This window comes from Calothrix rhizosoleniae SC01, assembly GCF_900185595.1.
GTDB lineage: Bacteria > Cyanobacteriota > Cyanobacteriia > Cyanobacteriales > Nostocaceae > Calothrix_A > Calothrix_A rhizosoleniae.
Map to the genome: position 1 here is coordinate 1 of NZ_FYBH01000263.1, position 24,480 is coordinate 24,480.

The 24,480-nt window shown below is 36.9% G+C and carries 23 protein-coding genes; 22 read left to right on the plus strand and 1 reads right to left on the minus strand.

Annotation, left to right across the window (positions count from 1 at the left end; genetic code table 11):
* The first annotated feature begins 401 nt into the window (after positions 1-401).
* The 4 genes from CALSC_RS15650 to CALSC_RS15665 all read left to right on the plus strand — a co-directional run bounded on the left by CALSC_RS15650 (position 402) and on the right by CALSC_RS15665 (position 3,965).
* Positions 402-1,712, plus strand: a complete 1,311-nt coding sequence (locus tag CALSC_RS15650) for a glycosyltransferase family 4 protein (protein ID WP_088242253.1) — start codon at positions 402-404, stop codon at positions 1,710-1,712.
* Positions 1,713-1,910: 198 nt separating this feature from the next.
* Positions 1,911-2,336 carry a hypothetical protein gene (locus tag CALSC_RS15655; RefSeq protein ID WP_088242273.1) on the plus strand — a complete coding sequence of 142 codons (426 nt, stop codon included), beginning with the start codon at positions 1,911-1,913 and terminating at the stop codon, positions 2,334-2,336.
* A gap of 8 nt (positions 2,337-2,344) precedes the next feature.
* Positions 2,345-3,187 carry an ABC transporter permease gene (locus tag CALSC_RS15660; protein WP_088242254.1) on the plus strand — a complete coding sequence of 281 codons (843 nt, stop codon included), beginning with the start codon at positions 2,345-2,347 and terminating at the stop codon, positions 3,185-3,187.
* A 43-nt stretch (positions 3,188-3,230) separates the two neighbouring features.
* On the plus strand, positions 3,231-3,965 hold the full coding sequence (locus tag CALSC_RS15665; protein ID WP_088242255.1) for a Uma2 family endonuclease: 735 nt from the start codon (positions 3,231-3,233) through the stop codon (positions 3,963-3,965).
* Between the two features lie 16 nt (positions 3,966-3,981).
* Here CALSC_RS15665 and CALSC_RS15670 read toward each other — a convergent pair whose 3' ends face one another.
* Positions 3,982-4,566 (minus strand): Uma2 family endonuclease, encoded by a 585-nt coding sequence (locus tag CALSC_RS15670; RefSeq protein ID WP_200817650.1) that lies wholly within the window; start codon positions 4,564-4,566, stop codon positions 3,982-3,984.
* A gap of 77 nt (positions 4,567-4,643) precedes the next feature.
* Here CALSC_RS15670 and CALSC_RS15675 point away from each other — a divergent pair, with 77 nt between their 5' ends.
* The 18 genes from CALSC_RS15675 to CALSC_RS15760 all read left to right on the plus strand — a co-directional run bounded on the left by CALSC_RS15675 (position 4,644) and on the right by CALSC_RS15760 (position 24,448).
* Entirely contained in the window at positions 4,644-5,552 is a 909-nt protein-coding gene (locus CALSC_RS15675; protein WP_088242256.1) for a DUF4351 domain-containing protein, read from the plus strand.
* Between the two features lie 152 nt (positions 5,553-5,704).
* On the plus strand, positions 5,705-6,664 hold the full coding sequence (locus CALSC_RS15680; protein WP_088242257.1) for a GDP-mannose 4,6-dehydratase: 960 nt from the start codon (positions 5,705-5,707) through the stop codon (positions 6,662-6,664).
* 148 nt (positions 6,665-6,812) lie between these two features.
* Positions 6,813-7,832: a UDP-N-acetylglucosamine 4,6-dehydratase (inverting) gene (gene pseB / locus CALSC_RS15685; RefSeq protein ID WP_088242258.1), complete on the plus strand. Its 1,020-nt coding sequence runs from the start codon at positions 6,813-6,815 to the stop codon at positions 7,830-7,832.
* A gap of 4 nt (positions 7,833-7,836) precedes the next feature.
* Positions 7,837-9,003, plus strand: coding sequence for a UDP-4-amino-4,6-dideoxy-N-acetyl-beta-L-altrosamine transaminase (gene pseC, locus CALSC_RS15690; RefSeq protein ID WP_088242259.1), 1,167 nt, complete (start codon positions 7,837-7,839; stop codon positions 9,001-9,003).
* A gap of 64 nt (positions 9,004-9,067) precedes the next feature.
* On the plus strand, positions 9,068-10,012 hold the full coding sequence (locus CALSC_RS15695) for an aldo/keto reductase (protein ID WP_088242260.1): 945 nt from the start codon (positions 9,068-9,070) through the stop codon (positions 10,010-10,012).
* Positions 9,994-10,764, plus strand: coding sequence for an acylneuraminate cytidylyltransferase family protein (locus CALSC_RS15700; protein ID WP_088242261.1), 771 nt, complete (start codon positions 9,994-9,996; stop codon positions 10,762-10,764). The genes CALSC_RS15695 and CALSC_RS15700 overlap by 19 nt, the downstream gene beginning before the upstream one ends.
* Positions 10,751-11,455: an acylneuraminate cytidylyltransferase family protein gene (locus tag CALSC_RS15705; RefSeq protein ID WP_088242262.1), complete on the plus strand. Its 705-nt coding sequence runs from the start codon at positions 10,751-10,753 to the stop codon at positions 11,453-11,455. Before CALSC_RS15700 ends, CALSC_RS15705 begins: the two co-directional genes overlap by 14 nt.
* Complete coding sequence (locus CALSC_RS15710; RefSeq protein WP_088242263.1) at positions 11,452-12,231, plus strand: SDR family NAD(P)-dependent oxidoreductase; 780 nt, start codon at positions 11,452-11,454, stop codon at positions 12,229-12,231. The genes CALSC_RS15705 and CALSC_RS15710 overlap by 4 nt, the downstream gene beginning before the upstream one ends.
* On the plus strand, positions 12,225-13,736 hold the full coding sequence (pseG, locus tag CALSC_RS15715) for a UDP-2,4-diacetamido-2,4,6-trideoxy-beta-L-altropyranose hydrolase (protein ID WP_159460634.1): 1,512 nt from the start codon (positions 12,225-12,227) through the stop codon (positions 13,734-13,736). Before CALSC_RS15710 ends, pseG begins: the two co-directional genes overlap by 7 nt.
* Positions 13,737-13,772: 36 nt before the next feature.
* Complete coding sequence (pseI, locus tag CALSC_RS15720) at positions 13,773-14,834, plus strand: pseudaminic acid synthase (RefSeq protein ID WP_088242264.1); 1,062 nt, start codon at positions 13,773-13,775, stop codon at positions 14,832-14,834.
* 24 nt (positions 14,835-14,858) lie between these two features.
* Positions 14,859-16,724 carry an ABC transporter ATP-binding protein gene (locus CALSC_RS15725; protein WP_088242265.1) on the plus strand — a complete coding sequence of 622 codons (1,866 nt, stop codon included), beginning with the start codon at positions 14,859-14,861 and terminating at the stop codon, positions 16,722-16,724.
* A gap of 244 nt (positions 16,725-16,968) precedes the next feature.
* Complete coding sequence (locus CALSC_RS15730; RefSeq protein ID WP_088242266.1) at positions 16,969-18,537, plus strand: hypothetical protein; 1,569 nt, start codon at positions 16,969-16,971, stop codon at positions 18,535-18,537.
* Between the two features lie 27 nt (positions 18,538-18,564).
* Positions 18,565-19,263 (plus strand): CatB-related O-acetyltransferase, encoded by a 699-nt coding sequence (locus tag CALSC_RS15735; protein WP_088242267.1) that lies wholly within the window; start codon positions 18,565-18,567, stop codon positions 19,261-19,263.
* A 278-nt stretch (positions 19,264-19,541) separates the two neighbouring features.
* A complete protein-coding gene (locus CALSC_RS15740) occupies positions 19,542-20,411 on the plus strand; it encodes a class I SAM-dependent methyltransferase (RefSeq protein WP_088242268.1) in 870 nt (289 codons plus the stop codon).
* A 5-nt stretch (positions 20,412-20,416) separates the two neighbouring features.
* Positions 20,417-21,403, plus strand: a complete 987-nt coding sequence (locus tag CALSC_RS15745; RefSeq protein WP_088242269.1) for a glycosyltransferase — start codon at positions 20,417-20,419, stop codon at positions 21,401-21,403.
* 236 nt (positions 21,404-21,639) lie between these two features.
* Positions 21,640-22,218 carry an FkbM family methyltransferase gene (locus tag CALSC_RS15750; RefSeq protein ID WP_088242270.1) on the plus strand — a complete coding sequence of 193 codons (579 nt, stop codon included), beginning with the start codon at positions 21,640-21,642 and terminating at the stop codon, positions 22,216-22,218.
* A gap of 127 nt (positions 22,219-22,345) precedes the next feature.
* Positions 22,346-23,575 (plus strand): glycosyltransferase, encoded by a 1,230-nt coding sequence (locus CALSC_RS15755; protein WP_088242271.1) that lies wholly within the window; start codon positions 22,346-22,348, stop codon positions 23,573-23,575.
* A 45-nt stretch (positions 23,576-23,620) separates the two neighbouring features.
* On the plus strand, positions 23,621-24,448 hold the full coding sequence (locus CALSC_RS15760; protein WP_088242272.1) for an FkbM family methyltransferase: 828 nt from the start codon (positions 23,621-23,623) through the stop codon (positions 24,446-24,448).
* The last annotated feature ends 32 nt before the right edge of the window (positions 24,449-24,480 follow it).

A 24,480-nucleotide genomic window follows, 5' to 3' on the forward strand; every position in this document is an offset into this window, starting at 1 on the left:
AGAAAAGACAAAAATAAAATCAATTTGGAGTTTATTTTATGATTTTATGAGAGAAAAATAAATCTTTTATTTAAAAGATACAGAGACTATTTTAACTTAGCGCAGAAGTTTGGTAATTGCATCTCAATATCAGATTATTTTGGACTTTGACAAGGTCTATTTCAACAAACAGAATATTTACTTTAGATTTTGTTTGTGATTATATATTAGGGTGAATGTCTAGATCAGAATTTATACATACAAACATAAAATTCAGTTTTTTAGATATTTCTAGCCATCGAATCTACTGCTTTTGCGATTAAGCCATTTTGATTAGTGTAATTTCTACTCTTAAGAAAACATTGATCTAAGTTTGAATACAATATTCAAGCAGTACTCAATAAAATCTAAGCATAGATGCAATGACCATAAGTGAAGGTATTCAAGATTCTTTTCATCCTAATTCAGAAACATTCGAATTTATCCATAAGGATTTAATTAGAGAGAATCAAGCTATTAAGTTAGCCGTAGTGACTCAATTTTTTCCTCCAGACTACGCGGCTACAGGGCAACTGATTGAAGAACTAGTGAGGCAATTAGGAAAGCAGGGTGTAAATGTTCACGTCTTTACTGGTCAACCAGGTTATGCTTTTCAGGATCAAGATGCGCCATGTAAAGAAAATATTGATCAAGTAAAAATCAGACGTTCACGTACTACTAAATTTTGGTCTAATCGCATTCGTGGCAAGGCTTTCAATGGAATTCTGTTTTCGCTTCGTGCTGCCCTTCATGTTACTGTTGCTTGTCGTAGACGCAATGTACTCTTATTAACTACAGCACCTCCATTTTTACCAGTACTGGGGTACATTGCTAATGCCATATTTGGAATTTCCTATGTTTGCCTGATTTACGATCTATATCCAGACATTGCGATTGATTTGGGAGTGATTTCCCGAAATAATTGGGTTGCTCGGTTGTGGCAAAGACTAAATCGACTAGTTTGGCGTAAATCGAAGGGGATTGTGGTTCTTAGTCCAGCCATGAAAGAAAGAATTATCAATATTTGTCCCCAGGTAGCTCACAAAATTTCTGTAATTCACAGTTGGGCAGATCCAGAAAAAATTGTACCGATCAGTAAAGAGCAAAACTGGTTTGCCAAGGAGCATAACTTAGTGAATAAATTTACTGTTCTCTACTCTGGGAATATGGGTCGGTGTCATGACATTGATACGATTCTGGAAGCTGCAAATTACCTCCAGAATGAGCAAATTCAGTTTATTTGTATTGGCAGTGGGGCAAAACGTAAGCAACTAGCTAAACAAGTCAGTATGTTAGGTCTAGATAAGAATTTCTTATTTTTGCCTTATCAAGAAAAACATGTGCTACCTTATTCACTGACAGCCTGCGATTTATCTTTAGTAAGTGTAGAAGCAAACATGGATAGTCTAGTTGCTCCTAGTAAGCTTTACGGAGCTTTAGCATCTGGACGACCGATAGCAGTAATTTGTCCAAAACATTCATTTCTCAAGCAATTGATTAAAACTGCGAAATGTGGTGAAAGTATTGAAAATGGAGATGGTTATGGCTTAGCTAATTTTATCCGATTACTGAGTAGCGATCGCCAGACGGCAGAGCGTATGGGTAAAGCCGGACGTGAGTATTTGCAGTCAAATTTTACCCCTGAAATTATAGCTAAACAATACGCACAAGTTTTGCAGAAAGCTATTTTTTAGGGACTTTTGTCAAAACTAAGGGTAAATACTGATTTACGAAATCTCAGTATAGTAGTAAATTCAAAAACATCTAAATTTAATTAAATAACTGACTATTAATTTTTAGGAGATGGACTTCGATGGTCTATTTGATCTCAGTCCCTCCAACGCAACCTTCTAAAAGTCTATGCCATATTAATTATGACAAAGGAGGCCGGAGTGCAGAGAAGGTGTAACCGAAATCGGAAACGCTCTAAAAGAAGATGTATATATTGTCCGGTACATGGTTGCTATTTGGACAGTGTGAGTAAAAAATATGCCTTGTTCGCTGATAGCCCAGGACAATTACAAGAGCGAGGTATGCGTAGGAGGAATGCATTAATACTAGTTGCCTCCAAAACCGCAGTTCCCCTAGAAGGTGAGTGGTTGGAGGCTTTTTGGTGTGAGCAGTGCCAGGAGAAGAAATGGTATCATGTACGAAAGCGCGATCGCAACTATGCTATATCTTTAGCACCCCCAGAGCTATGGCAACAAGCAATGGGGGTAATTAATTCTCAGGGTAATCCTTCTGTGGGGGAGTTTACCCGCAGACAAGCGAAGATGGTTGGTTTTCAAGGGGTAAAAGATTTTAGATTTGTTGTTTAAATCAATTGATGAATATTCAGCAAACAACCTCCCAGCAAGAATTAGTCATTGAAGCTGGGCGGACTGAAAAACAGTACTGGCAAGATTTATGGCGCTATCGAGAACTATTTTATTTTCTGGCATGGCGCGATATTTTAGTCAGGTACAAACAGACAGTTATTGGCATTGCTTGGGCTTTAATTCGTCCTTTTTTAACTATGGTAGTTTTTACCATTGTGTTTGGAAATTTAGCCAAGTTACCTTCTGAGGGTGCGCCTTACCCAATTCTGGTCTTTTCAGCGATGCTACCTTGGCAATTTTTTGCTAATTCTCTTTCCGAGTGTAGTAATAGTCTAATTACCAATGCTAACTTGCTCTCGAAGGTATATTTTCCTCGCTTGGTTGTACCCACGAGTGCAGTGGTAGTCAGTTTCGTAGACTTTATGGTTTCGGGGATGATTTTACTAGGTTTAATGGCTTGGTATAATTTTGTCCCCAGTTGGCGAATTTTGACCCTACCTTTATTTATAGGGGTTGCTTTTTTAGCATCAATAGGTGCAGGGTTGTGGTTAGCTTCTTTGAATGTGCAATATCGTGACTTCCGTTATATTGTGCCCTTCATTGTCCAGTTTGGCTTGTACATCTCTCCTGTTGGTTTTAGTAGTAGTATTGTCCCCGAAGAATGGCGGTTTATTTACTCCTTAAATCCAATGGTAGGGGTAATTGATGGTTTTCGATGGGCTATTTTGGGAGGAGAGTCTAGTTTGTATTTACCAGGTTTCCTTCTATCTTTAGGATTTGTAGTCTTATTGTTTGTAAGTGGAATTTGGTATTTCCGCAAAATGGAAAGGGCATTTGCGGATGTAATTTAGTATAGCTGCTAATCTAAAGTTAGTTTGTAAATGCATTTGTACTATGTACCAGACCAATCCGCCCAGTCCTCCCAGGGAAGTCATGCCAACAATGTATGATCTTCCTAGTGAAGATCCACAGGAGCCTGGTTTGCCCGACGAAGTCCATGACTTCCAACCTCAATTATTGCGGGAAACCTGTCAACCTCCCAAATATCCAGTTGGGGAAATGTTTATTGGTACAGATTTGAACCTGTACTATGATGCTCGCCATCGTTTGTGGCACAAAAGACCAGATTGGTTTTTAGTATTAGGTGTATCTCGGGCTCAACAGCAACAAGACATGCGTTTGAGTTATGTTGTTTGGCAAGAAGGCGTAGCACCATTCTTAGTGGTTGAACTACTTTCACCAGGTACAGAAGCAGAGGATTTAGGACAAACACTAAGGGATGTTAACAAGCCACCGACAAAGTGGCAGGTATACGAGCATAATTTGCGAATCCCTTACTATATTGTATTCGACCGCTATCAAAATCATCTGCGAGTATTTCAGTTAGTTGGAACTCAGTATCAAGCAGTAGAAGTAGCAAAACATAAGTTTTGGTTCGAGGAGATGGAATTGGGTTTAGGGGTTTGGCAAGGAAAATATCAACAAACAGAAGGTTTATGGCTCAGGTGGTATGATGCTAAAGGTAATTGGATTCCCACTTTAGAAGAGCGGGCGAAACAGGAGAGTCAAAGAGCAGAAAGATTAGCAGAAAGACTGAGAGCGATGGGTGTCGATCCAGATGAGGTATAATTTGGCGGACTCATTGTTAGATGGGTAAATTTAATACAAATCCAGGTAATACTTCTTCGCCAGATAAACTAACTGGAAATGAAACAATCTCCACATCTTGATCAAGACGATATATCTCTACCTGCTCATCTTGGGGATTAATCAACCAACCCAAGCGTAAGCCACTGTTGAGGTATTCCTGCATCTTTTCTTGTAGAGGTTTTAATGCATCTGTCCGCGACCTTAACTCAATCACAAAATCGGGACAAATGGGCGGGAATTTTTCTTGTTCCTCTGGGGTGAGTGCTTCCCATCTGTCTAATTTTATCCAAGCTGCATCAGGGGATCTATCACCACCACCAGGAAGTTTGAAAATTGTGGAGGAACTAAAAACTTTACCTAAACCAGTTTGGCGATTCCAAATATTTAAATCAGTAATCAAATTTGCTTCGCGGTTTCCACTTATTCCTCCTACTGGGGGCATAATTATTAATTCTCCCTTTGCACTCCGTTCTAATGGAATATCTCGATTTGCCTGACAAAGATGCCAAAATTGCTCATCTGTTAAGTTAACAGTATCTAAGTTAAGGACGAAAGGCATTGTTTCTAGTGACTGAACCATTTTACCAACCTCATGAAGCACAATATTATTCTGGTACATATTTTTGAGATAATGCTACAAACCAAGCAAAACAACTAGTGAGCAAGCATAAGTCCGACATCGGCAGTAAACGCTTAATTAGCTTATCGCCAAATCAATGGGTGCGTTGGCTAACAGACAACCGCGACTTGACTGTGCGAGAAATTCTTTCCTCAGATTTTCAATGGGTAGCACGGGAAAATGATGTACTTTTAAAAGTATATAGTCCCCAAGATGGCGAGTTCCTACTGCTGAATGAATTGCAACTACGTTATAGCCCCAAAATGCCCCGGCGTATCCGCGCTTATGCAGCCTTGGCAGAGGAACGCTACAGCTTACCTGTGTATCCTGTGTTAATTAATATCTTACCCATTTCTACCACTCAATTAATTCCTAGTTCCTATCATTCAGAGATTATGGGAATGATGGCTCATCAAGACTACCGAGTTATCAATTTGTGGGAAGTTGAAGCAAATTTAGTATTTGAACAGAAATTGTCAGCCTTGCTCCCATTTGTACCAATCCTCAAAAATGGTAGCAATGAAACTACTGTACGCCAAGCTGTACAATTATTAAGGGCAGACGAACAGTTACAAGAGTTAGAACCATTACTATCTTTTTTTGCTAGCTTTGTTTTAGAGATACCCTTAGTGCAACAGATTATGAGGTGGGATATGAGTATATTAAGAGAATCACCTTGGTATCAAGAAATTTTAAAAGAAGGCTTGGAAAAGGGAGAAAAACAAGGTTTACAACAAGGTTTACAACAGGGCTTACAACAGGGTTTACAACAAGAAGGAGTAAATTTAGTATCAAGATTAATTCGACGTAGGTTTGGTGTTATGTCATCTGCGACACAAACAAAAATCGAGGGATTATCAACACCTGATTTAGAGAATTTGGCAGAAGCAATATTAGATTTCACAGAAATCAGTGATTTGGAGCAATGGCTAGAACAATTTGGTTAATACACCACATTGTCATGCTTAGTAAAGCGATAAGCCTACGGCTTTACATTTATCAATAGGAGTCATAACCCCGACTTTTTGAGAAAGTTGGGGTTATTGTTTGTCACTTATAAAACCAAATTTATAACTCAATTTATAGCTCATAAATATCAATGAAAAAAGCACTTATCTGTGGCATATCCGGTCAAGATGGAGCTTATTTAGCCAAATTACTTTTAAGTAAAGGATATAGTGTTTGCGGCACTTCTAGGGATGCTCAAATTTCTTCATTCCGAAATTTAGAATACTTGGGTATAAAAGATAAGGTTAAGTTAGAGTCAATGGCTCTGACTGATTTTCGCAGTGTTCTGCAAATACTGAATAAAATTCAGCCATATGAAATATATAATTTAGCTGGACAAACTTCCGTTGGGTTATCTTTTGAGCAGCCTGTAGAAACATTAGAAAGTATCACTATTGGCAACCTAAACTTATTAGAAGCGATTCGTTTTTTGGGTGCGCCCATTAAACTTTACAATGCAGGTTCTAGCGAATGTTTTGGTGATACAGATGAAGAATTAGGTGCTGATGAAACTACGCCATTTCGTCCTAGAAGTCCCTATGCAGTAGCTAAAGCAGCAGCTTTTTGGGAAGTAGCTAATTATAGAGAAGCTTATGGTTTATTTGCTTGTTCAGGTATTTTATTTAATCATGAATCACCCCTAAGACCAGAAAGATTTGTAACTCAAAAAATTGTTGCTGCTGCCTCTCGTATAGCTGAAGGTAGCAATGAGAATTTGTATTTAGGAAATACTTCGATTAAACGAGATTGGGGTTGGGCACCGGAATATGTGGAAGCGATGCATTTAATGTTGCAGCAGGATGAACCAGATGATTATGTAATTGCGACAGGAGAAAGCTATTCTTTAGAAGAATTTGTAGCAGTAGCATTTGCGGTTGTGGATTTAGATTGGCAAGACCATGTCGTAATTGATAAAAGTTTACTAAGACCTACCGATTTGGCAGTAGGTAAGGGTAATTCGATGAAGGCAAAAACTAAGTTGGGATGGCAGGCAAAATATAAGATGAAAGATGTGGTGCAGATGATGGTAGAAACAAGATTAGCATCTTAGTTGATGAGGAGTGCTAAGGGGATTTCTGAAAATAATTTTACCAATAACAAGGGCGCAAGCCTTGCGCCCCTACTTCAACGTTATTCACACAATACACAAGTGTATACCCCTAATTTTTGGCGGTTACTGTAAATAGGTATAATTTACGATGATAAAGCTTGATAATAATATATCAATTTTGATTACCGGAGGTACGGGTTCTTTTGGGAAAAAGCTTGTCGATATTATTCTGAAGCATTTCCCCAATATCAAAAGGTTAGTCATTTACTCACGAGATGAACTGAAGCAGTTCGAGATGGCTCAGCAATTTTCACCGAGTCAATATCCAGGACTCCGCTACTTCATTGGTGATGTACGAGATGCACAGCGTCTGACTCGAGCCTGTGAAAAAATTGACATAATTGTCCATGCGGCTGCCCTGAAGCAAGTACCCACCGCAGAATATAATCCTATGGAATGCATTCGTACCAATGTATTGGGTGCAGAGAATGTCATCCAAGCTGCTTTAGATACGGAGGTGAAGCGGGTTGTTGCGCTGTCAACGGATAAAGCTGCTGCTCCGATTAATCTTTATGGGGCGACGAAGCTTTGCTCTGATAAGTTATTCATTGCAGCTAATAACATAAGAGGTTCAAGAGATTTGTCTTTCAGCATTGTCCGTTATGGTAATGTAATGGGTTCTCGTGGTTCTGTAATTCCGTTTTTCCTCCACAAGCGTCATGAAGGGATATTACCGATTACCGATGCTCAAATGACACGCTTCAATATTACCTTAACTGAAGGGGTGAAAATGGTACTGTGGGCAATTGAAAATGCCCTTGGGGGAGAAATTTTTGTGCCTCGTATCCCATCCTACAAAATTACCGACGTAGCAAAGACGATTGGACCAGACTGTAAACATACTATTGTGGGAATTAGACCAGGTGAAAAGATTCATGAAGAGATGATTACCACCTCAGATTCATTTACTACAGTTGACCTTGGTGCCTATTACGCTATATTGCCCACACAGGCAAAATATACAGTAGAAGAATACTGTAAAGTCATGGGAGCAACGGCAGTTGAACCCGGATTCAGCTACAACTCTGGCAGTAACGATCGCTTCCTGAGCATTGAAGAAATTCGCTCCCTGATTAGACAACACGTAGACCCGAACTTTAGTGTTTAACTGTATGAATCACTATATTCCCTACGGACGACAGAATATTAATCAGCAGGATATTGATTCAGTAATTGAGGTTCTGCGCTCTGATTGGCTTACCCAAGGACCTGCAATCAAGGGATTTGAACAAGCCGTTGCGGATTACTGTGGAGCAAAGTATGCAGTAGCGGTTTCTAGTGCCACAGCAGCATTACATATTGCTTGTCTTGCAGTTGGTTTAGGACAGGGAGATACCCTGTGGACATCACCGAATACTTTTGTAGCTTCTGCTAACTGTGGATTATACTGCGGTGCCCGGGTAGATTTTGTAGATATTAACCCCCATACCTATAACTTGAGTGTAGATGAATTAGAATATAAATTAGCTTGGGCAAAAAAGCAGAGCTGTTTACCAAAGGTAGTAATACCAGTTCATTTAGCAGGTCAGTCCTGTGAGATGGAGCGAATTGCGGCTTTGGCTAAGCAGTATGGGTTCAAGGTGATTGAAGATGCTTCCCATGCAATTGGTGGAGTTTATCAGGGATTACCCATTGGCTCATGTCAGTTTTCCGACATGACGGTGTTTAGTTTTCACCCGGTCAAAATTATCACAACTGGTGAAGGGGGCATGGTTTTGACTAATCAGGGGGATTTATACGAAAAGTTGATTCGCCTGCGAACCCATGGCATTACCCGCAATCCAGAGTTGATGCAAGAGGAATCTCATGGTTGTTGGTATTACCAGCAGCTAGAATTGGGCTTCAATTATCGCATGACGGATATCCAAGCTGCATTGGGTGTAAGTCAAATGCAACGTTTGGATGAATTTGTATCCCGTCGGCGGTTTTTAGCTCAAAGGTATAACGAGCTACTGGAAGATTTACCATTAACCATACCGTGGCAACATCTGGATACAGAATCGAGTTGGCATTTATACGTAATTCGATTAAAACTGGACAAGATTACCAAAACTCATCGGCAGATTTTCGAGGAACTTCGTCAAGGGGGAATTGGGGTGAATTTACACTATATCCCAGTTCATACCCAGCCTTATTACCAACAATTGGGTTTTAAGTATGGTGACTTTCCCCAAGTCGAGAAGTATTACCAGGAAGCGATTTCACTTCCTTTGTACTACGGCTTGACACAGGAAGATCAGGATAGGATTGTAGCTTCGTTGATAGAGAGGCTGATATGAAAACATTGGTTATGTTTGTTGAATATAAGCTTAGTTAAACCAAGGTTGTAATTTATTAGCAATTATGTTGAATACATTGGAATACAGTGATTTAACTTTGGGCACAGCTCAACTTGGTATGAACTATGGTATAGGAAATACCACTGGAAAACCAAACTTTACTGAAGCGGTTGCGATTATTCAACAAGCAATTGCCTGTGGAATAAATAGTATAGATACAGCAAGAGCTTACGGAAATTCTGAAGCAATAATAGGTCAAGCATTAACTGGCGGATTTGCTGAACAAATACAGGTTATTACTAAACTTGATCCTCTAAATAATTTAAAATCTACGAGCCATTCAGAAAACAATATAGGTTTAGCTGTTGAACAAAGCATATTGAAATCATGTGAGTATTTATGTACAAATAGTCTACAAACTCTATTGCTGCATAAATGGGAACACAGATTTGCTTATCAAGAATCTATATGGCATAAATTATTGGAGCTTAAAGACAGAGGTTATATACAAAAAATAGGAGTTTCTGTATATACACCTCAAGAAGCAATAGAAGCTTTAAATGAATCGGAAATAGAACATATTCAGTTGCCTTTTAATTTGTTAGATTGGCGATGGAAAGCGTCTGGCATCCATAATTTAATCTCAACAAAAAAGCATATCATTATTCACGCTAGGAGTTCGCTATTACAAGGATTATTAGTCACTGACTTGTCTACATATAAAAATGTAAATGATAATCAAATTTATTTTTTTATTAGTAAGATAGAGGAATTAGTCAAAGAATTAGGTAGAGAGAACAAAGCCGATTTGTGTTTTGCCTATGTTCGCTCGCAGTCTTGGATTAATAGTGTCGTTGTTGGTCTAGAAACAAGATTACAACTAGAGAAAAATATCAAACTTTTTCAACGACCTTTATTAACAAATGAAGAATGTAAAAAAATAGAATTAGAACTAAGTAGTGCGACAGAAGAACTACTCAATCCAATAAAATGGAAAATAAATCATTAATTGCAATTATTCCAGCACGAAGTGGTTCAAAAAGAATTTATCGAAAAAATATTCGCTCCTTTTGGGGGCATCCAATGATTGCCTATACTATTGCTGCTGCTTTAAATAGTAATCTTTTTGAGCAAGTTATAGTTTCCACCGATAGTCCTTTAATTGGTAATATCGCTGAATGGTATGGGGCAAAGTATTTACCACGTCCTACTCATCTTGCTACGGATAATGCTGCTTTGGCAGATGTGGTACTCAACGTGTTAGACAATTTATCTGCCAAAGGAGATAAATTTGATGCGTTATGCCAGTTGATGCCTAATTGTCCACTCAGAGTAAACAGCGACATAATAGAACATTACTCTTTATTTGAATCACGTAATAGTAATTTTCAAATATCAGTTGTTCCTTACAGAGGCGTTTATCCTCATTGGGCATTAACTAGAGATGAAGACGGAAGAGGAAATTGGTTATTTGGTTCAGAATATTTAGTTTTAAGTCAGCAACTAGGTACGTCATATTGTCCAACTGGAGCTATTTGGTGGGCGAAATTGCCTAATTTTTTACAAGAACGTACATTTTATGGTAGATCTTTCTATTTAGCTCCAATGGACGCAAACCGAGGAATAGATATAGATAGAGTAGAAGAATTAGAGCTTGCTGATATTTTTGTGCGAGGGCTTTGGTCTAAAAATAATATTTATCCTCTAGAAAAAATTGCAACAAAACCATTTCCAGAAGAGGTATTAGATGCAGAATCTTGAAAATTTTGTGTGTACTATTCCTGCAAGAAAAGGAAGTAAACGTTTGCCTCGTAAAAATTTGCTGCCATTGCTAGACAAACCAATGATAGCCTATTCTATTGAAACGGCAATCAAAAGTGGTTTATTTCGAGATGTATATGTCTGTACTGAGGATACAGAAATTGCAGAATTAGCAATCAAATATGGTGCAAAAGTTCCTTATCTCATGTCACCTAAAGTCTGTGATGATTTAGTTCCTTCCCATATACCTTGCCAGCATCTTGCTAATTTTCTTATTAATCAAGGTAAATGTATTGATAGTCTAGTCTGTCTACAGCCTAGTTCTCCATTGCGTTCAGTAGAAGATTTAAAAACAGGTGTAGAGAAATTCTTACATACGGAGCTTGATTTTTTAGTTAGTGTTACATCCGTAGATCCACATTATTTCCATTGGGCTTTGACTAATAAAGATAATGATGATTGGCATATGTATTTTGAGAATAAATACATGAAGGAGCGTCCTTTGCTCCCAAATATTTATAGACCTAATGGGTCAATCAAGATTGCTTCCCTCAAAAAGCTGAGAGAATTAGGTCATTTTTTTGGTTCTAATTTGGGGATTATAGAAACGCCAGAAGAACGTTCTGTACATGTAGGTACTCAATTCGATTTTGAATTATGTGAGTTTATTTTGAGAAAGCAATTAACATGAAAGGTTTATCAGGTCGCATTGCTTTAGTAACAGGTGGTACTGGACTCATTGGAAAAGCTATTACTTATCGTTTGGTCAAGGAAGGTTCAATAGTAGTAGTAAGTTCACGCCAACTTGAAAAAGCTAAATCCTGGATTGCACAGCAAGAAGGAAAGATTGCTTGTAAACTCATACCGATTGAACTAAATTTGGCGGATGAGCATAGTATTTATAATGCTTTCGAGATAATAACTAATCAAGTAGGTTTACCAACCATTTTGATTGCTAACGCATCCTTGCGAGATGGATTAGTACAATTATTTGGAGAATTATCCCACCATAGTTTCAGTCGTTTGTTTGAAGTAGATGTAGCTGGTCACTTTGTTTGTTCACGTTGTATGGTGGAGCAACTTCCTCCAGAAGTAACTGCCAATATTGTATTTTTATCCTCTGTTTATGCCTTGGCTGGGGTCAACCATTCTATTTACCCTCCGGGAATGTCATCAACACCTGTACACTATACCGCAGTCAAGTCAGCAACTTTGGGTATAACCAGATACTTGGCGGGTTTATGGGGAAGCAAAGGAATCAGAGTTAACGCTGTTGTCGCAGGTGGTGTTCGTTCTCAGGAAAGGCAGCAAGATGCCTTTGTGAGTAACTATGGGAATAAAACTATGTTAGGAAGGATGGCAACTCCTGAGGAGATCGCCAATGCTGTCACTTTTCTGGCTTCAGATGAATCGTCTTACATTACAGGAGAATCTCTAGCTGTTGATGGAGGACTGTTAGCATGGTAGTTTCTGCAATAGGACAGATTCTGATCCGGGCAGATGCATCAACAGAAATAGGTACAGGTCACGTTATGCGCTGTCTGGCTTTAGCTCAAGCTTGGCAAGATGCAGGCGGTAAAGTGATTTTTGTCATGGCAATAAAAGCACCATTACTGGAAGCTAAATTCAAGTCAGAAGGAATGGAAACTGCCTACATTACTGCTCAACTAGGAAGTGCTGAAGATGCTAGAGAAACTGTCAAGTTAACTCGTAAATTCAATGCTAACTGGGTAGTGGTAGATGGTTACAATTTTGGTGGAGAGTATCAACAAATAATCAAGGATGATGGTCTGCGTCTTTTAATTATTGATGATTATGGACACGCAGAACATTACTATGCGGATATTGTCTTAAATCAAAATATTTCTGCTGATGAAGGATTATATGTAAACCGAGAACCATACACTCAATTATTACTGGGAGTAAAATATACTCTATTACGCCGAGAATTTTGGCAATGGTGCGGATGGAAGAGACAAACCCCTACAGTAGCTCGTAAAATTCTGGTAACACTGGGTGGTAGCGATGCAGAGAATGTGACTCTAAAGGTAATACAAGCCTTACAGTTGGTGGAATTAGATGACTTGGAAGCAGTGGTTGTGGTGGGGGGAAGCAATCCTCATTATGAGCAATTAAAATCTGTTTGCTTAGATGCAAAATTTCCCATCCACCTGAAAAGGAATGTAACAAATATGCCTGAACTAATGGCTTGGGCTGATATGGCTATTGCTGCAGGTGGTTCTACTAATTGGGAACTAGCTTTTATGGGTTTACCAACCATCATCTTAGTTCTGGCTGACAATCAACGAGCGATCGCTGAAAAATTAGGTGAAACAAAAGCAACTGTCAATTTAGGATGGCATGAGAATATTTCTGCAACTCAGATAGCGTCAATGGTTGCGCAATTGGTGATAAATACAGATACACGGACAGAAATAGTTAAAAGTAGCCAAAAGTTAATAGATGGCGAAGGCTGCAAGCAAGTCTTAAGATACTTAGAAGCAAAATTATTGAAATTACGGTCAGTGAGCCCAGAAGATTGTCGGTTATTGTGGGAATGGTCAAATGAACTAGAAGTACGTGCTGCTTCCTTTTTCACAGGACTTATACCCTGGCAAGAGCATGTTCAATGGTTTAAATCAAAACTTAATGCCTCTGATTGTATTTTCTACATCGCTGTTGATAGGAATGATGCACCTGTTGGGCAGGTTAGATATGACATAAAAAATAATGAAGAAGCTGTTATTTCCATCAGTATCGATAAGAGATTCCGTTATCAAGGCTATGGAAACTACCTCATCAATCTCGGGTGTGAACAAATATTTAGTGATTCAAATTTGTTCAGAATCAATGCCTACATTAAACCAAATAATAAGTCATCCATAAATACTTTTACTCAAGCAGATTTTAAAAATATCGGAACAACCACCATTCAAGGACATCTAGCATTTCATTTTGTTAGAAACAGGTAAAAATTTATTTAGAAAATATTATTTGTTAAATACACAATGACAGAAATTAACATTGCAGATCAAACAATAGGTGCTAATTATTCTCCCTTTATAATTGCTGAGATGTCTGGTAATCACAACCAATCCCTAGAAAGGGCTTTAGAAATTGTTGAAGCAGCAGCTAAAACTGGAGTTCATGCCCTCAAAATTCAAACCTACACAGCCGATACAATGACTTTGGATATTGATGAGGGGGAGTTTTTTATCAATGATTCAAAAAGTTTATGGCAAGGAAATTCCTTATACAAACTCTATCAGCAAGCTTATACTCCTTGGGATTGGCATAAATCCATATTTGACCGTTGTCAGGAACTAGGGATTATCGGTTTCAGTACTCCCTTTGATGCCACTGCTGTGGACTTTCTCGAATCTTTAAATGTTCCTTGCTACAAAATAGCTTCTTTTGAAAATACAGATTTACCTCTAATTCGCAAAGTTGCTATTACAGGTAAACCGATGATTATCTCTATTGGTATGGCAACAATTGCAGAACTAGATGAAACAGTTCGCACAGCCAGAGAAGCTGGTTGTCAGGATTTAATACTACTCAAATGTACTAGTACCTATCCAGCAACCCCAGAAAATACTAACCTGCTAACAATTCCCCATATGCGCGACTTATTTAATGTGCATGTGGGACTATCGGATCATACTATGGGAATTGGTGTTGCAGTCGCTAGTGTTGGTTTAGGTGCCACAGTTATTGAGAAGCATTTTACCCTTTGTCGGGCTGATGGTGGTGTTGATTCAGCTTTTTCCATGGAACCAGCAGAAATGGAACAACTGGTGATTGAGACTGAAAGAGCATGGCAAGCCCTGGGTAATATAAGTTACGGAGCTACGGAAGCGGAAAAAAAATCTTTGGTATTCAGGCGATCGCTCTATATTGCCAAAGATATCAAAGCCGGAGAAACACTAACCACTCAAAATCTTCGTTGTATTCGTCCTGGTTATGGCCTTGCTCCCAAATATTATGATTTAGTCTTAGGAAAATCCATTAATAAAGATCTAAAAAAAGGAACTCCCCTTAATTGGAACATGATTATTTATGAGAATTAATCATCAAAAAAAATTACTTGAGATATGTCTAATTTTATTTTGAATTTAAGGTCATGGGAAAAACCATTACAAACCTTGGTTAAACAATATGTTACCAATCCTGCCTATAAAATTATATTAGGAACAATTAACTATAACCGAGGTATATTTGTACTAAACTTCAATGCTAATTTATTAGCAGCCTTTTTTGAAGGTAGTAGCTTCAGCATAATTTTCCTTGCATTACAATCCCTCGAATCACCTGAGAATGTTAACAAGTTATTAAACAATGGTTTTTTACAAACTATTGGTTTAACTAATTTACTGAGTGAGCTAGAACAAGGTCAATTATTTATCAGATTGATAGTTATAGCGATCGCGTTTCAGTTTTTTAAAAATGCCTTAATGTACTTCGGGAAAGTTACTACAGACTATCTTTCTGCCCGAGTACAAGCCCAGATGACAGAAAAAATATTTAAGCAGATAATGTCCTTTAGCTTTGCTTGTGCTAGTAGTTATAAAGTTGGAGATCTGACCAATTATGTCAATGGTGCAGCAATATCTGTTAATAGGGAATTATTATACTGGAATACTTTCGGAATCGCATTGATGACGGCAATCGCCCAATTGATAGTTCTAATAAATATCTCTCCGTTACTTTCTTTAACAACTCTACTGATATCCGTCAGCCTATTTTTTATTCAAAAAGTAATTCTTCCTAAAGTTCGTCAAACAGCCCAATCTGTTACCAAATTTCAGGTAGATGTTTCCAAACAGATTACTGAAAGTATGCAGGGATTGAGGATTATTCATACATTTGCCGGTCAACGTCGAGCGATCCAACAATTACATCATTTAGAAAAACAGTTAGTTCCTCAGCTAGAAAAACAAAGTCGTCTTTTGCAACTGACTTCTCCTCTAAGCCAAACTATAACTTTGATTGGTCTTGGTTTTGTACTAATAATTGGATTCACAATACTACAGAACCAAGCTGAGATAATACTACCTTCCTTAATAACATTTTTGGCTGTATTTAATCGCTTAACTTCTTCTCTTAATAGTCTTGTTAGTTCATTAGGACAATTAGCTCAAAATTGTGGTGAAATAAATCGTTTAAGAGATATTCTAGATAACCGAGGCAAGGATTTTATTCATACCAGTCAACGAATTTTTAAGAACTTAGAAACCAGTATTAGATTTAATCAGGTCTCTTTACGTTATCCCGGAACAGATAATTGGGCTCTTAGAGATATTTCTTTTGAGTTGCCTAAGGGTAAAGTATTAGCTTTAGTTGGTGAATCTGGTGCTGGTAAGTCCTCTATAGTCGATCTTCTTATAGGTCTTTATCAACCGAATTCGGGTAAAATCGTAGTAGATGATTATATGTTAGGGGACTATGAATTAGAAAGTTGGAGGTCTCCTTTAGGGGTTGTAAGTCAAGATACTTTCATTTTTAATGACACTATTCTTAATAATATTCGTTATGGTAAAACCCAAGCTTCAAAAGAAGAAGTTATTAATGCTGCAATTGCAGCCTATGCTGATAGCTTCATCCAAGAATTACCAGATGGTTATCAAACCATAGTGGGAGAGAGAGGTTACCGACTTTCTGGCGGACAACGCCAACGTCTTGCTTTAGCAAGAGCTATTTTAAAACGTCCCCAAATACTAATTCTGGATGAAGCGACAAGTGCCTTAGATAGCCAGTCTGAACATTTTATACAAAAGGCGCTTGATGCTTTTCAGGAATGCTGTACAGTGTTGATTATTGCCCACCGATTGTCAACTATTACGAATACAGATCTGATTTTGGTATTAGAAAATGGGAGAATAATAGAGCAAGGTAATCATAATGAATTAATTGGACAAAAAGGAAAATATAAAAGTTACTGGGAACTACAATATCGTTAAAAGTATTGTTATTCAGTCCTATCATGCTAATTTATTGTTTATCTACTCTATCCGATTCATTAATAATTATACTACCTGGCTCACTCTTCATCTGTAATTTTTCCTTAGTAAATCGATTGCAGTAATGCGGGCACTAATCTCGGACAATGATAGTTTTTGTGTCATGTGTCATATTCTACGACGCCAAATTAAATGTTTCTCTTCTTCCACCAATTTATAAATATTCTTATTTCGAATAATTATCATGAATATATTTCTAATTGCTTTCGAAGGTGAAAGTTACTTCATTGGAAAATTAGCACAATCCTTGAAACAATCAGGTCATTCAGTTTTTATATTTAATTGCGATCATTACACGGTCACTCACATGAAAGGTGAGGTTTATGAATATTATAAAAATCTTGGTTTAACATCTAATGAATTCACTAATCTTGAAGATGTGTTTGAAGAGCTAAATGGCTTAGAAGAAAATTCAAGCCAAATTTCAGTCGATATGAATTTCATAAAAGAATTCGAGAAAAAATATTGTACAAATTGGACTTTGCATGCGTTGTTGCATAAGGATTCAACACTTTCTCATACATATCATCATAGAGATATTTATTATCATCCCAAAAACAAGATAATATACTATAAATTTCTTGAGATTGCTCTAAATAAAATACAGAAAATATTCGTCAATCCCGATTTTGATTTTGTTTTTACGATACGATACCAATACTTTTATAAAGCATTAATATATCAAGTCTCACAAGCATTAAAAATCCCCTATTTTTCTTTGTTTGGAACAAGGATAAATGATATTCATTATATTTATAACAATCTGTGTTGGGGAACACCTATAGAAATAAAACAAGAAATGAATCGCTTAAAATCTACAAATAACAAATGTCCTGAAGCAGAAAAATATATAGATAAAATGCTTAGCTCCCAAATGCATCCCTATTCATCCTTTAGTTCAACTTGGGATAACATAAAAAACAATCTTACTTTTAGCAGTAAAATCATTCTTATTGGGCGGAATATTCGATATACGTTAAAGTCTAGTTTATTTGTTTGGAACAAGTACAGTAGTTGGGGAAAAAGAGATTATTTTTTACCTACTTGGTGGAGTTATATGAAAACTTTATGTATAGCCAGTTATCGCTCTATTCTTTATCAAAGAGACAATCAACTAAACCATAGTAAATTACCTCACGAACCTTTTATATATTTTGCTATGCATTTAATTCCTGAGAGTAACACCCTTACCTTATCAAAAACCTTAGATGAAATGGAATGTATTTTTCAGCTTTCCAAAGTTTTACCAGTAGGATGGAAAATAGTTGTCAAAATCAATCCTTATATGCTTACTAATCTTGACACCCATCCTAATAGTTATTATCAAAGGATTAATACATTGCCGAATGTTATCTTTATCAATCCACTTTATTTGAGCTCAGATATTGTTAAAAAATGTAGTGCAGTTGCTTCATTATGCGGCACGGTTCTTCTAGAAGGTTTAATACACGGAAAACCAGCATTTAGATGGGGAGAAGCAGAATTTACTGATATTGAAGGAATTTATGAATTTAACTCAGACACATTTCAAGATAATCTAAATAAAACTTTGCATACTGACGTTAAATATTATATACAAAGTTTTTTTAATTTAGGTATTAGTCTGAATCTTAATTATTTAATAAGTACAAATGATACAAGTGTTAACTCATATAATTATCTTGATAAGGTAGAGCTTATCAAAAAAAAACTTATTGCATTAGTGAGTTTACCAGCTAAGTCTTGTATTGAAAAATCCAATGTAAAGGTATAACCATAAAATTTTAATAGGGTAGTACTAGTGAGTTTGAAATTTTTAAAGTATATTTATCATACTTATCAAAAAAATAAAGCAATAAAAGGCTATGAAAATATATATAATAGTTATATAGAAAAATTAGATTTAATATCTCCTCAAGCATATATTTATAATAGCCATATTTCAGGAAATGTAACCATTGAAAAGGAAGTGCGTTTAGAAAGTATTCATATTGACGGGTGTGTAAAAATAGGAGTTAACACAGCTATTGAAAAAAATTCGAGGATAATATCCACAATTAACAAAATAGAGATCGGAAGATTTTGTTCGATCGCACCTATGGTTGAAGTTACGACTGTTAACCATAATTTAAATACAGCAAGCACATATTTTATGAATGGCATTATTTTTGATAAGCCATCTACCAATGATTTATTTTCAAAAGGCTCAGTTAAAATCGGATCTGATGTTTGGGTGGGGACTCAAAGCATCATACTACCAGGAGTATCTATTGGTGATGGTGCCGTAGTTGGAGCTAATTCAACAGTAACAAAAGATATTCCACCTTATGCAATTTATGCAGGTAATCCAGCTAGACTTATAAAGTGGCGATTTACGTCAGAAATTATAAATGAATTACTTAGAATTAAATGGTGGTTTTGGCCATTAGAAAAAATTTTAGGAAATGAAGATTTTTTTACTTCTCCATTAACTATGGAAAAACTATCCCAAATTAAATGATAAAGTAGTTTTGACATTCGTAGAGTAAAAAATATTATATTAAGATTGCAGAAGCAGTTTTTTATTATTAAGCTTAAACACAATTACCATCCAATTAGATGTACCGAACTTTATTAAAAATCCAGCCGATATTCTATATTCTATATTTTCCCCACTCAAATTTTGACCACACCTGCTGAGATTTTGATGTACCTCAATCTTTGTAACTGTTTGAAGTTTCGCACCGGAAACTAGACTAAACTAAGGCTTCATAAATACCAAAATTATCTTTACAAATCATGACTATAGCTAGACAAATTATTAATATAATTAATCGTACTCTTGCTCCAATAAATCTTCGGCTTGACAGTTTAACAGCAGAAAAAGCAGAAGAAACACGCCTAATCAGTTTAAAACGAAATGGCTATTTTAAGTCTCCTGTTTTCAAAATTCCCTCAGGATTTAATTCTGATAAATTCAAGGAAATAATTATTGCATTGGAAAATTATCAGAGTGATCTTAATAAGCTTGCAAATACAGTTATAAATGCCGTAGGTTATACTTATGACAATCCATTCTTCACATCTCCAGATGCTGAAATTCTTTACACAATGATTCGGAAATTTCAACCTAGCATTGTGCTGGAAGTGGGATGTGGTAACAGTACAAAAATAACTCGTCAGGCAATTCTTGATGGAGAACTTAATACTAAAATAGTGTCCATAGATCCTGAACCTAGAACAGAGATCAGCAAGCTGGTAGATAAGAGCTACCTGCAACCAGTGGAAACTCTTGCAAAGGAAGACATAAGTATATTCAGTTCCCTGCAGGCTGGAGATATATTATTTATCGACTCTAGCCATCAGCTTCAGACTGGCAATGATGTTACATTTCTTTATACGCAGATTATCCCTGAATTAAGGCCTGGAGTAGTAATTCATATTCATGATATTTTTCTACCATACGACTATCCCACACATTGGGCTATTGAAGAGCGGTATGGATTCAATGAGCAATATTTAGTTCAATGTATTTTAACATTTAGTAATGCTTTTGAAGTTTTATGGGCAGGGCACTTCCTCCAGCATTCTTTACCTGACTTTAGGAATTATTTCCCCAATCTTCAAGATCGTCGAGCGCAAAGTCTTTGGTTGGAGAAGATTATTTAAAGTTTATGAAATCTCTTAATCTTTTTTATGAGGAACCAGAAAATGATCGCTGGCTTCCTTTAGATCGCTACCCTCGTCGTATTATTCGCCGTCTAGTGCGTGGTAAAACCAGACCAGGAGGTCACAAGCGAGTTTTTTTTAACCTTTGTGCTGGACTAGAGCGGCTTGGTATTTCTTATCGTGTTAATGACTATCGCTATATTCAAAAACATCCTGAAGAAGTAGCTTGTATTATTGGCAAGCCTCATGTTTTAGATAAAATTCCTTGGGAAAATTCTATTTTATTTGGGGCATCAGTTTTTTCCCATCCCTGCGATGCTCCCAATTTATTTGAGTGCTTGCCAGTAAAAAAAGTGCTCGTTCCGGGAAAATGGATGAAAAAAATGTGGGAACCATACTATGGAAATAATATTTTAGCTTGGCCAGTAGGAATTGACACAGATACATGGGCACCAATACCACTGATTAACAAAGATATTGATATACTTCTATACGATAAAGTTAGATGGGAACACGAGCGTTACGAGTATGACTTAATAGCTCCCATACAATCATATTTATATCGGCATGGTTTAAAAGTAGAAATAATTCGCTACGGTTTCTATCAAGAAGAAGAATTTCACTCCCTTTTAGCTAGGAGTAAAGCAATGATATTCCTGTGCGAACATGAAACTCAAGGCATTGCCTATCAGCAAGCTCTTTCATGTGGTGTTCCTATTTTAGCTTGGGATAGGGGGGGGTACTGGCAAGACCCTACATATTTTCCACATAGAGTCAAGTTTGCACCTGTAAGTTCTGTACCGTATTGGGATAATCGCTGCGGAGTAAAGTTTAAAAACATCAGTGAATTCCCTGTCAAGTTAGATGAGTTTCTTGAGAAACTCAACAATCAGGAGTTTGTACCTCGCGAGTATATATTGGAAAACCTTAGTCTAGAAAGGTGTGCCCAACATTATTTAGAAATATTAGAAGAAGTTCAATTAACAGTATAAATTAATCAACTAAATCAATGAATCCTATCGCTTTAAGTCAAAATGTTCTTCATAGTTGCCAGGTATGCCCAACTTGGAATGATCGTATTAATAGACTGTTATGGTTATACAGTAATAAAAAAATTTTAAAAAATGGTCAAAAAAACAGCGCCATATCTCATTCGTTTACCCACCTCCTATTGGGAATATACAGGTGATAGTTAGGGATAATCAAGGCTCTGATAACTTAATTTTTAGTGAGGTATTTCGATCATAAATATTATGATTTTCCTTTACCTTTCTCACCAAATACTATTCTAGATTTAGGAGCTAATGTAGGATTTACTAGTATTTATTTTGGCCGTAAATATCCAAAGGCTCAAATAGCTGCTATTGAACCAATACCAAACAATTTTGAGGCTCTCCAAGAAAATATCAAAATGAACGGAATCAAGGCTACAATTTTCCCCGCAGCAGTAGCGGTTGAAGATGTTGCTATTTCTATGGAAATAGCACCTCTAGATTATGGTCATAAGATAGCAAATATCGAGTATGGGCAAGCTTTTACAGGTGAAACAATTCAAGTAGAAGCAATTAGTATCTTGAGCTTGATGAAGAAGTTATCTTGGGAGCGAATAAATCTTTTGAAAGTAGATATTGAAGATTATGAAGGTATTCTCCTGAAAGAGCGTTGTGAATGGTTAAGTTTAGTAGATGCCATGTGCATCGAGTGTCATGAAGGGTTTGGAGAATCAGAACTTAAGGAAATTGCGAATCAGTGGGGTTTTAATCCTCTAGAACTATTACCTGGAATATGGTTATTGATCCGTAAGTAATACTCTCATAACAAAGAAGTGTTTAGAGCTTGAGCTCCTTTATATCTACCTTTTATGCCAAAGTTCTCTGTAATCTTGTTTTTCCTAGTTGTATTTTTTAATAACCTGCGTAGTTATTCTTAAATGAATGGCAAAAATTTTAATCTTGACTTCTGGTCATCTATGTAATGCTCCTCGACCTCAAAAAGAAGCAGAAACATTAGCGAATGCAGGACATGATGTTATAGTTCTAGGTTTTTGGTTTGATCCCGAATTAGCCAGACGAGATCGCCTACTCATGGCTAATAAAAAATGGCAGTTTAAACCTATCTTTGATCTGCAATCTAACCACCAGTTCAAAAACTTATACATTCGTTTACAGTCACGTTTAGTCAAAGGAGTTTTCAAACGCTTCAGCATATTTTCACCAGAACTACTTGGTTATGGAACTAAGGAAATGCTGAACGTGGCTTACCAAACCAATGCTGAACTGACAATTGTACACTTGGAAGCTGGTCTTTGGGTGGGTAATCAACTTCTCGATAAAGGTTTCCGAGTGGGAGTAGATTTTGAAGATTGGTATTCAGAAGACCTATTGCCAAAAGACCGTGTTATTCGACCTATCAAACATCTAAGAGTACTGGAGAGTCGTCTTATTCGTAATTGTACTTACAGTTTAACCACCTCCCATGCTTTAGCTGAAGCTTTAGCTAAAAATTATCAGGTTGTAAAACCCACAGTTATTTACAATGCATTTCCTTGGGAGGAACGACAGAACATAGATAATCAGATGCGCGATCGCAAGAATGTTAAATTGCCCTCTCTACATTGGTTCTCTCAAACTATTGGACCAGGACGAGGACTGGAAACTCTTTTTCAAGCTCTACCATATCTAAAGATATCTGTGGAAATTCATCTGCGAGGTAACTATCCTGAAAGTTATCGTCAGCAGTTTGAAAATATTATCCCTTGTGAGTGGCGCGATCGCATATTTATTCATCCTACTGTTCCTAATACAGAACTTTTATCTCGTATTGCTGAACATGATATTGGTTTAGCCTTAGAAGTTCCCTACTGTTTAAATAGACAATTTACTATAACCAACAAACTATTTCAATATCTACAAGCAGGATTAGCTGTTATTGCGACTGATACTGCTGGTCAGAGAGAAATTTTGTCACAACAGCCTAAAATTGGTCGATTAATACCTAGTAATAATCCTTGTGCTTTGGCTAAAGCAATAGAAGATTTACTTCAAACACCGAGTAAATTAAGTGCTGCCAAGGAAGCAGCTTTACAAGTAGGTGAAGACAAATTTTGCTGGGAACTACAAGCCGACAGGATATTACAAGCTGCGGAATACGCCTTATCAATTTAAAAAGGTTTTATTTTTACTCTAACATAGCTAATCAAGAAAGCAATTATGATTTCACAGATCCTTCGACAGAGTATTTCTTTTGTCCCTTGGCAGTGGCGTATTCGTATCAAAGATATCCCATTTATCGCCTCTTTTCAGCGTTGGTTAGTAAATCAATTCCTCAATAATCAAAAGTTTATTCACACAATTAATGCAGGACCAGCATGTGGACTAAACTACCCTGTTTGTTTACCAGATGATAAGCTGATTTGGACGGGTACTTATGAAGTAGACTTTTCTACTGCACTTGCAAAAGCAGTTAGTGCTGGGGATGTATGCTATGACATTGGGGGTTTCCGTGGTTTTTTCAGTGGCATATTAGCTTTAGCAGGTGCTCAAAAGGTATACATCTTCGAGCCATTGCCAGATAATTGTCAACAAATCAAAGCTGTTATTGATGCAAATTCTAACTTGTCGTCAATGAATTTGCTAGATATTGCAGTTGGTGAACAAGCAGGTGAGGCTGAGTTTTTAGTGATGCCTGAGGCTAGCATGGGAAAACTTGCATCTAGTTCCTTTCAGTCAAACGCAAAAGAACAAAACAAGATTAGTGTTCGGATAGAGACAATAGATGAACTTGTCCAATCAGGGCGACTTGAGAAGCCAGATCTAATCAAAATTGACGTTGAAGGTGCTGAAATTTTTGTTCTACGTGGTGCAGTGAATACCTTGCGTCAATATAAACCAAAACTGTTTATTGAAATTCATTCTCGCGAATTAGCCCGTGAGTGTTATTTCTTGTTAACAGAATGTGGATACACAGTAACAGTTCTTGAAACCAAACAGCCACCTGACTTTCTTACTGAACCGGAAGTTTGCCATTTTGTTGCCTGAAAATATTTTATATAGTGAATATCTCAACATAT

What these genes read in the sequence shown, in the direction of transcription:
- CALSC_RS15650 (WP_088242253.1), top strand. Translation starts at nt 402, where the DNA reads ATGACCATAAGTGAAGGTATTCAAGATTCTTTTCATCCTAATTCAGAA.
- CALSC_RS15660 (WP_088242254.1), top strand. Translation starts at nt 2,345, where the DNA reads ATGAATATTCAGCAAACAACCTCCCAGCAAGAATTAGTCATTGAAGCT.
- CALSC_RS15665 (WP_088242255.1), top strand. Translation starts at nt 3,231, where the DNA reads ATGTACCAGACCAATCCGCCCAGTCCTCCCAGGGAAGTCATGCCAACA.
- CALSC_RS15670 (WP_200817650.1), bottom strand. Translation starts at nt 4,566, where the DNA reads ATGGTTCAGTCACTAGAAACAATGCCTTTCGTCCTTAACTTAGATACT.
- CALSC_RS15680 (WP_088242257.1), top strand. Translation starts at nt 5,705, where the DNA reads ATGAAAAAAGCACTTATCTGTGGCATATCCGGTCAAGATGGAGCTTAT.
- pseB (WP_088242258.1), top strand. Translation starts at nt 6,813, where the DNA reads ATGATAAAGCTTGATAATAATATATCAATTTTGATTACCGGAGGTACG.
- pseC (WP_088242259.1), top strand. Translation starts at nt 7,837, where the DNA reads ATGAATCACTATATTCCCTACGGACGACAGAATATTAATCAGCAGGAT.
- CALSC_RS15695 (WP_088242260.1), top strand. Translation starts at nt 9,068, where the DNA reads ATGTTGAATACATTGGAATACAGTGATTTAACTTTGGGCACAGCTCAA.
- CALSC_RS15700 (WP_088242261.1), top strand. Translation starts at nt 9,994, where the DNA reads ATGGAAAATAAATCATTAATTGCAATTATTCCAGCACGAAGTGGTTCA.
- CALSC_RS15705 (WP_088242262.1), top strand. Translation starts at nt 10,751, where the DNA reads ATGCAGAATCTTGAAAATTTTGTGTGTACTATTCCTGCAAGAAAAGGA.
- CALSC_RS15710 (WP_088242263.1), top strand. Translation starts at nt 11,452, where the DNA reads ATGAAAGGTTTATCAGGTCGCATTGCTTTAGTAACAGGTGGTACTGGA.
- pseG (WP_159460634.1), top strand. Translation starts at nt 12,225, where the DNA reads ATGGTAGTTTCTGCAATAGGACAGATTCTGATCCGGGCAGATGCATCA.
- pseI (WP_088242264.1), top strand. Translation starts at nt 13,773, where the DNA reads ATGACAGAAATTAACATTGCAGATCAAACAATAGGTGCTAATTATTCT.
- CALSC_RS15725 (WP_088242265.1), top strand. Translation starts at nt 14,859, where the DNA reads ATGTCTAATTTTATTTTGAATTTAAGGTCATGGGAAAAACCATTACAA.
- CALSC_RS15730 (WP_088242266.1), top strand. Translation starts at nt 16,969, where the DNA reads ATGAATATATTTCTAATTGCTTTCGAAGGTGAAAGTTACTTCATTGGA.
- CALSC_RS15740 (WP_088242268.1), top strand. Translation starts at nt 19,542, where the DNA reads ATGACTATAGCTAGACAAATTATTAATATAATTAATCGTACTCTTGCT.
- CALSC_RS15745 (WP_088242269.1), top strand. Translation starts at nt 20,417, where the DNA reads ATGAAATCTCTTAATCTTTTTTATGAGGAACCAGAAAATGATCGCTGG.
- CALSC_RS15755 (WP_088242271.1), top strand. Translation starts at nt 22,346, where the DNA reads ATGGCAAAAATTTTAATCTTGACTTCTGGTCATCTATGTAATGCTCCT.
- CALSC_RS15760 (WP_088242272.1), top strand. Translation starts at nt 23,621, where the DNA reads ATGATTTCACAGATCCTTCGACAGAGTATTTCTTTTGTCCCTTGGCAG.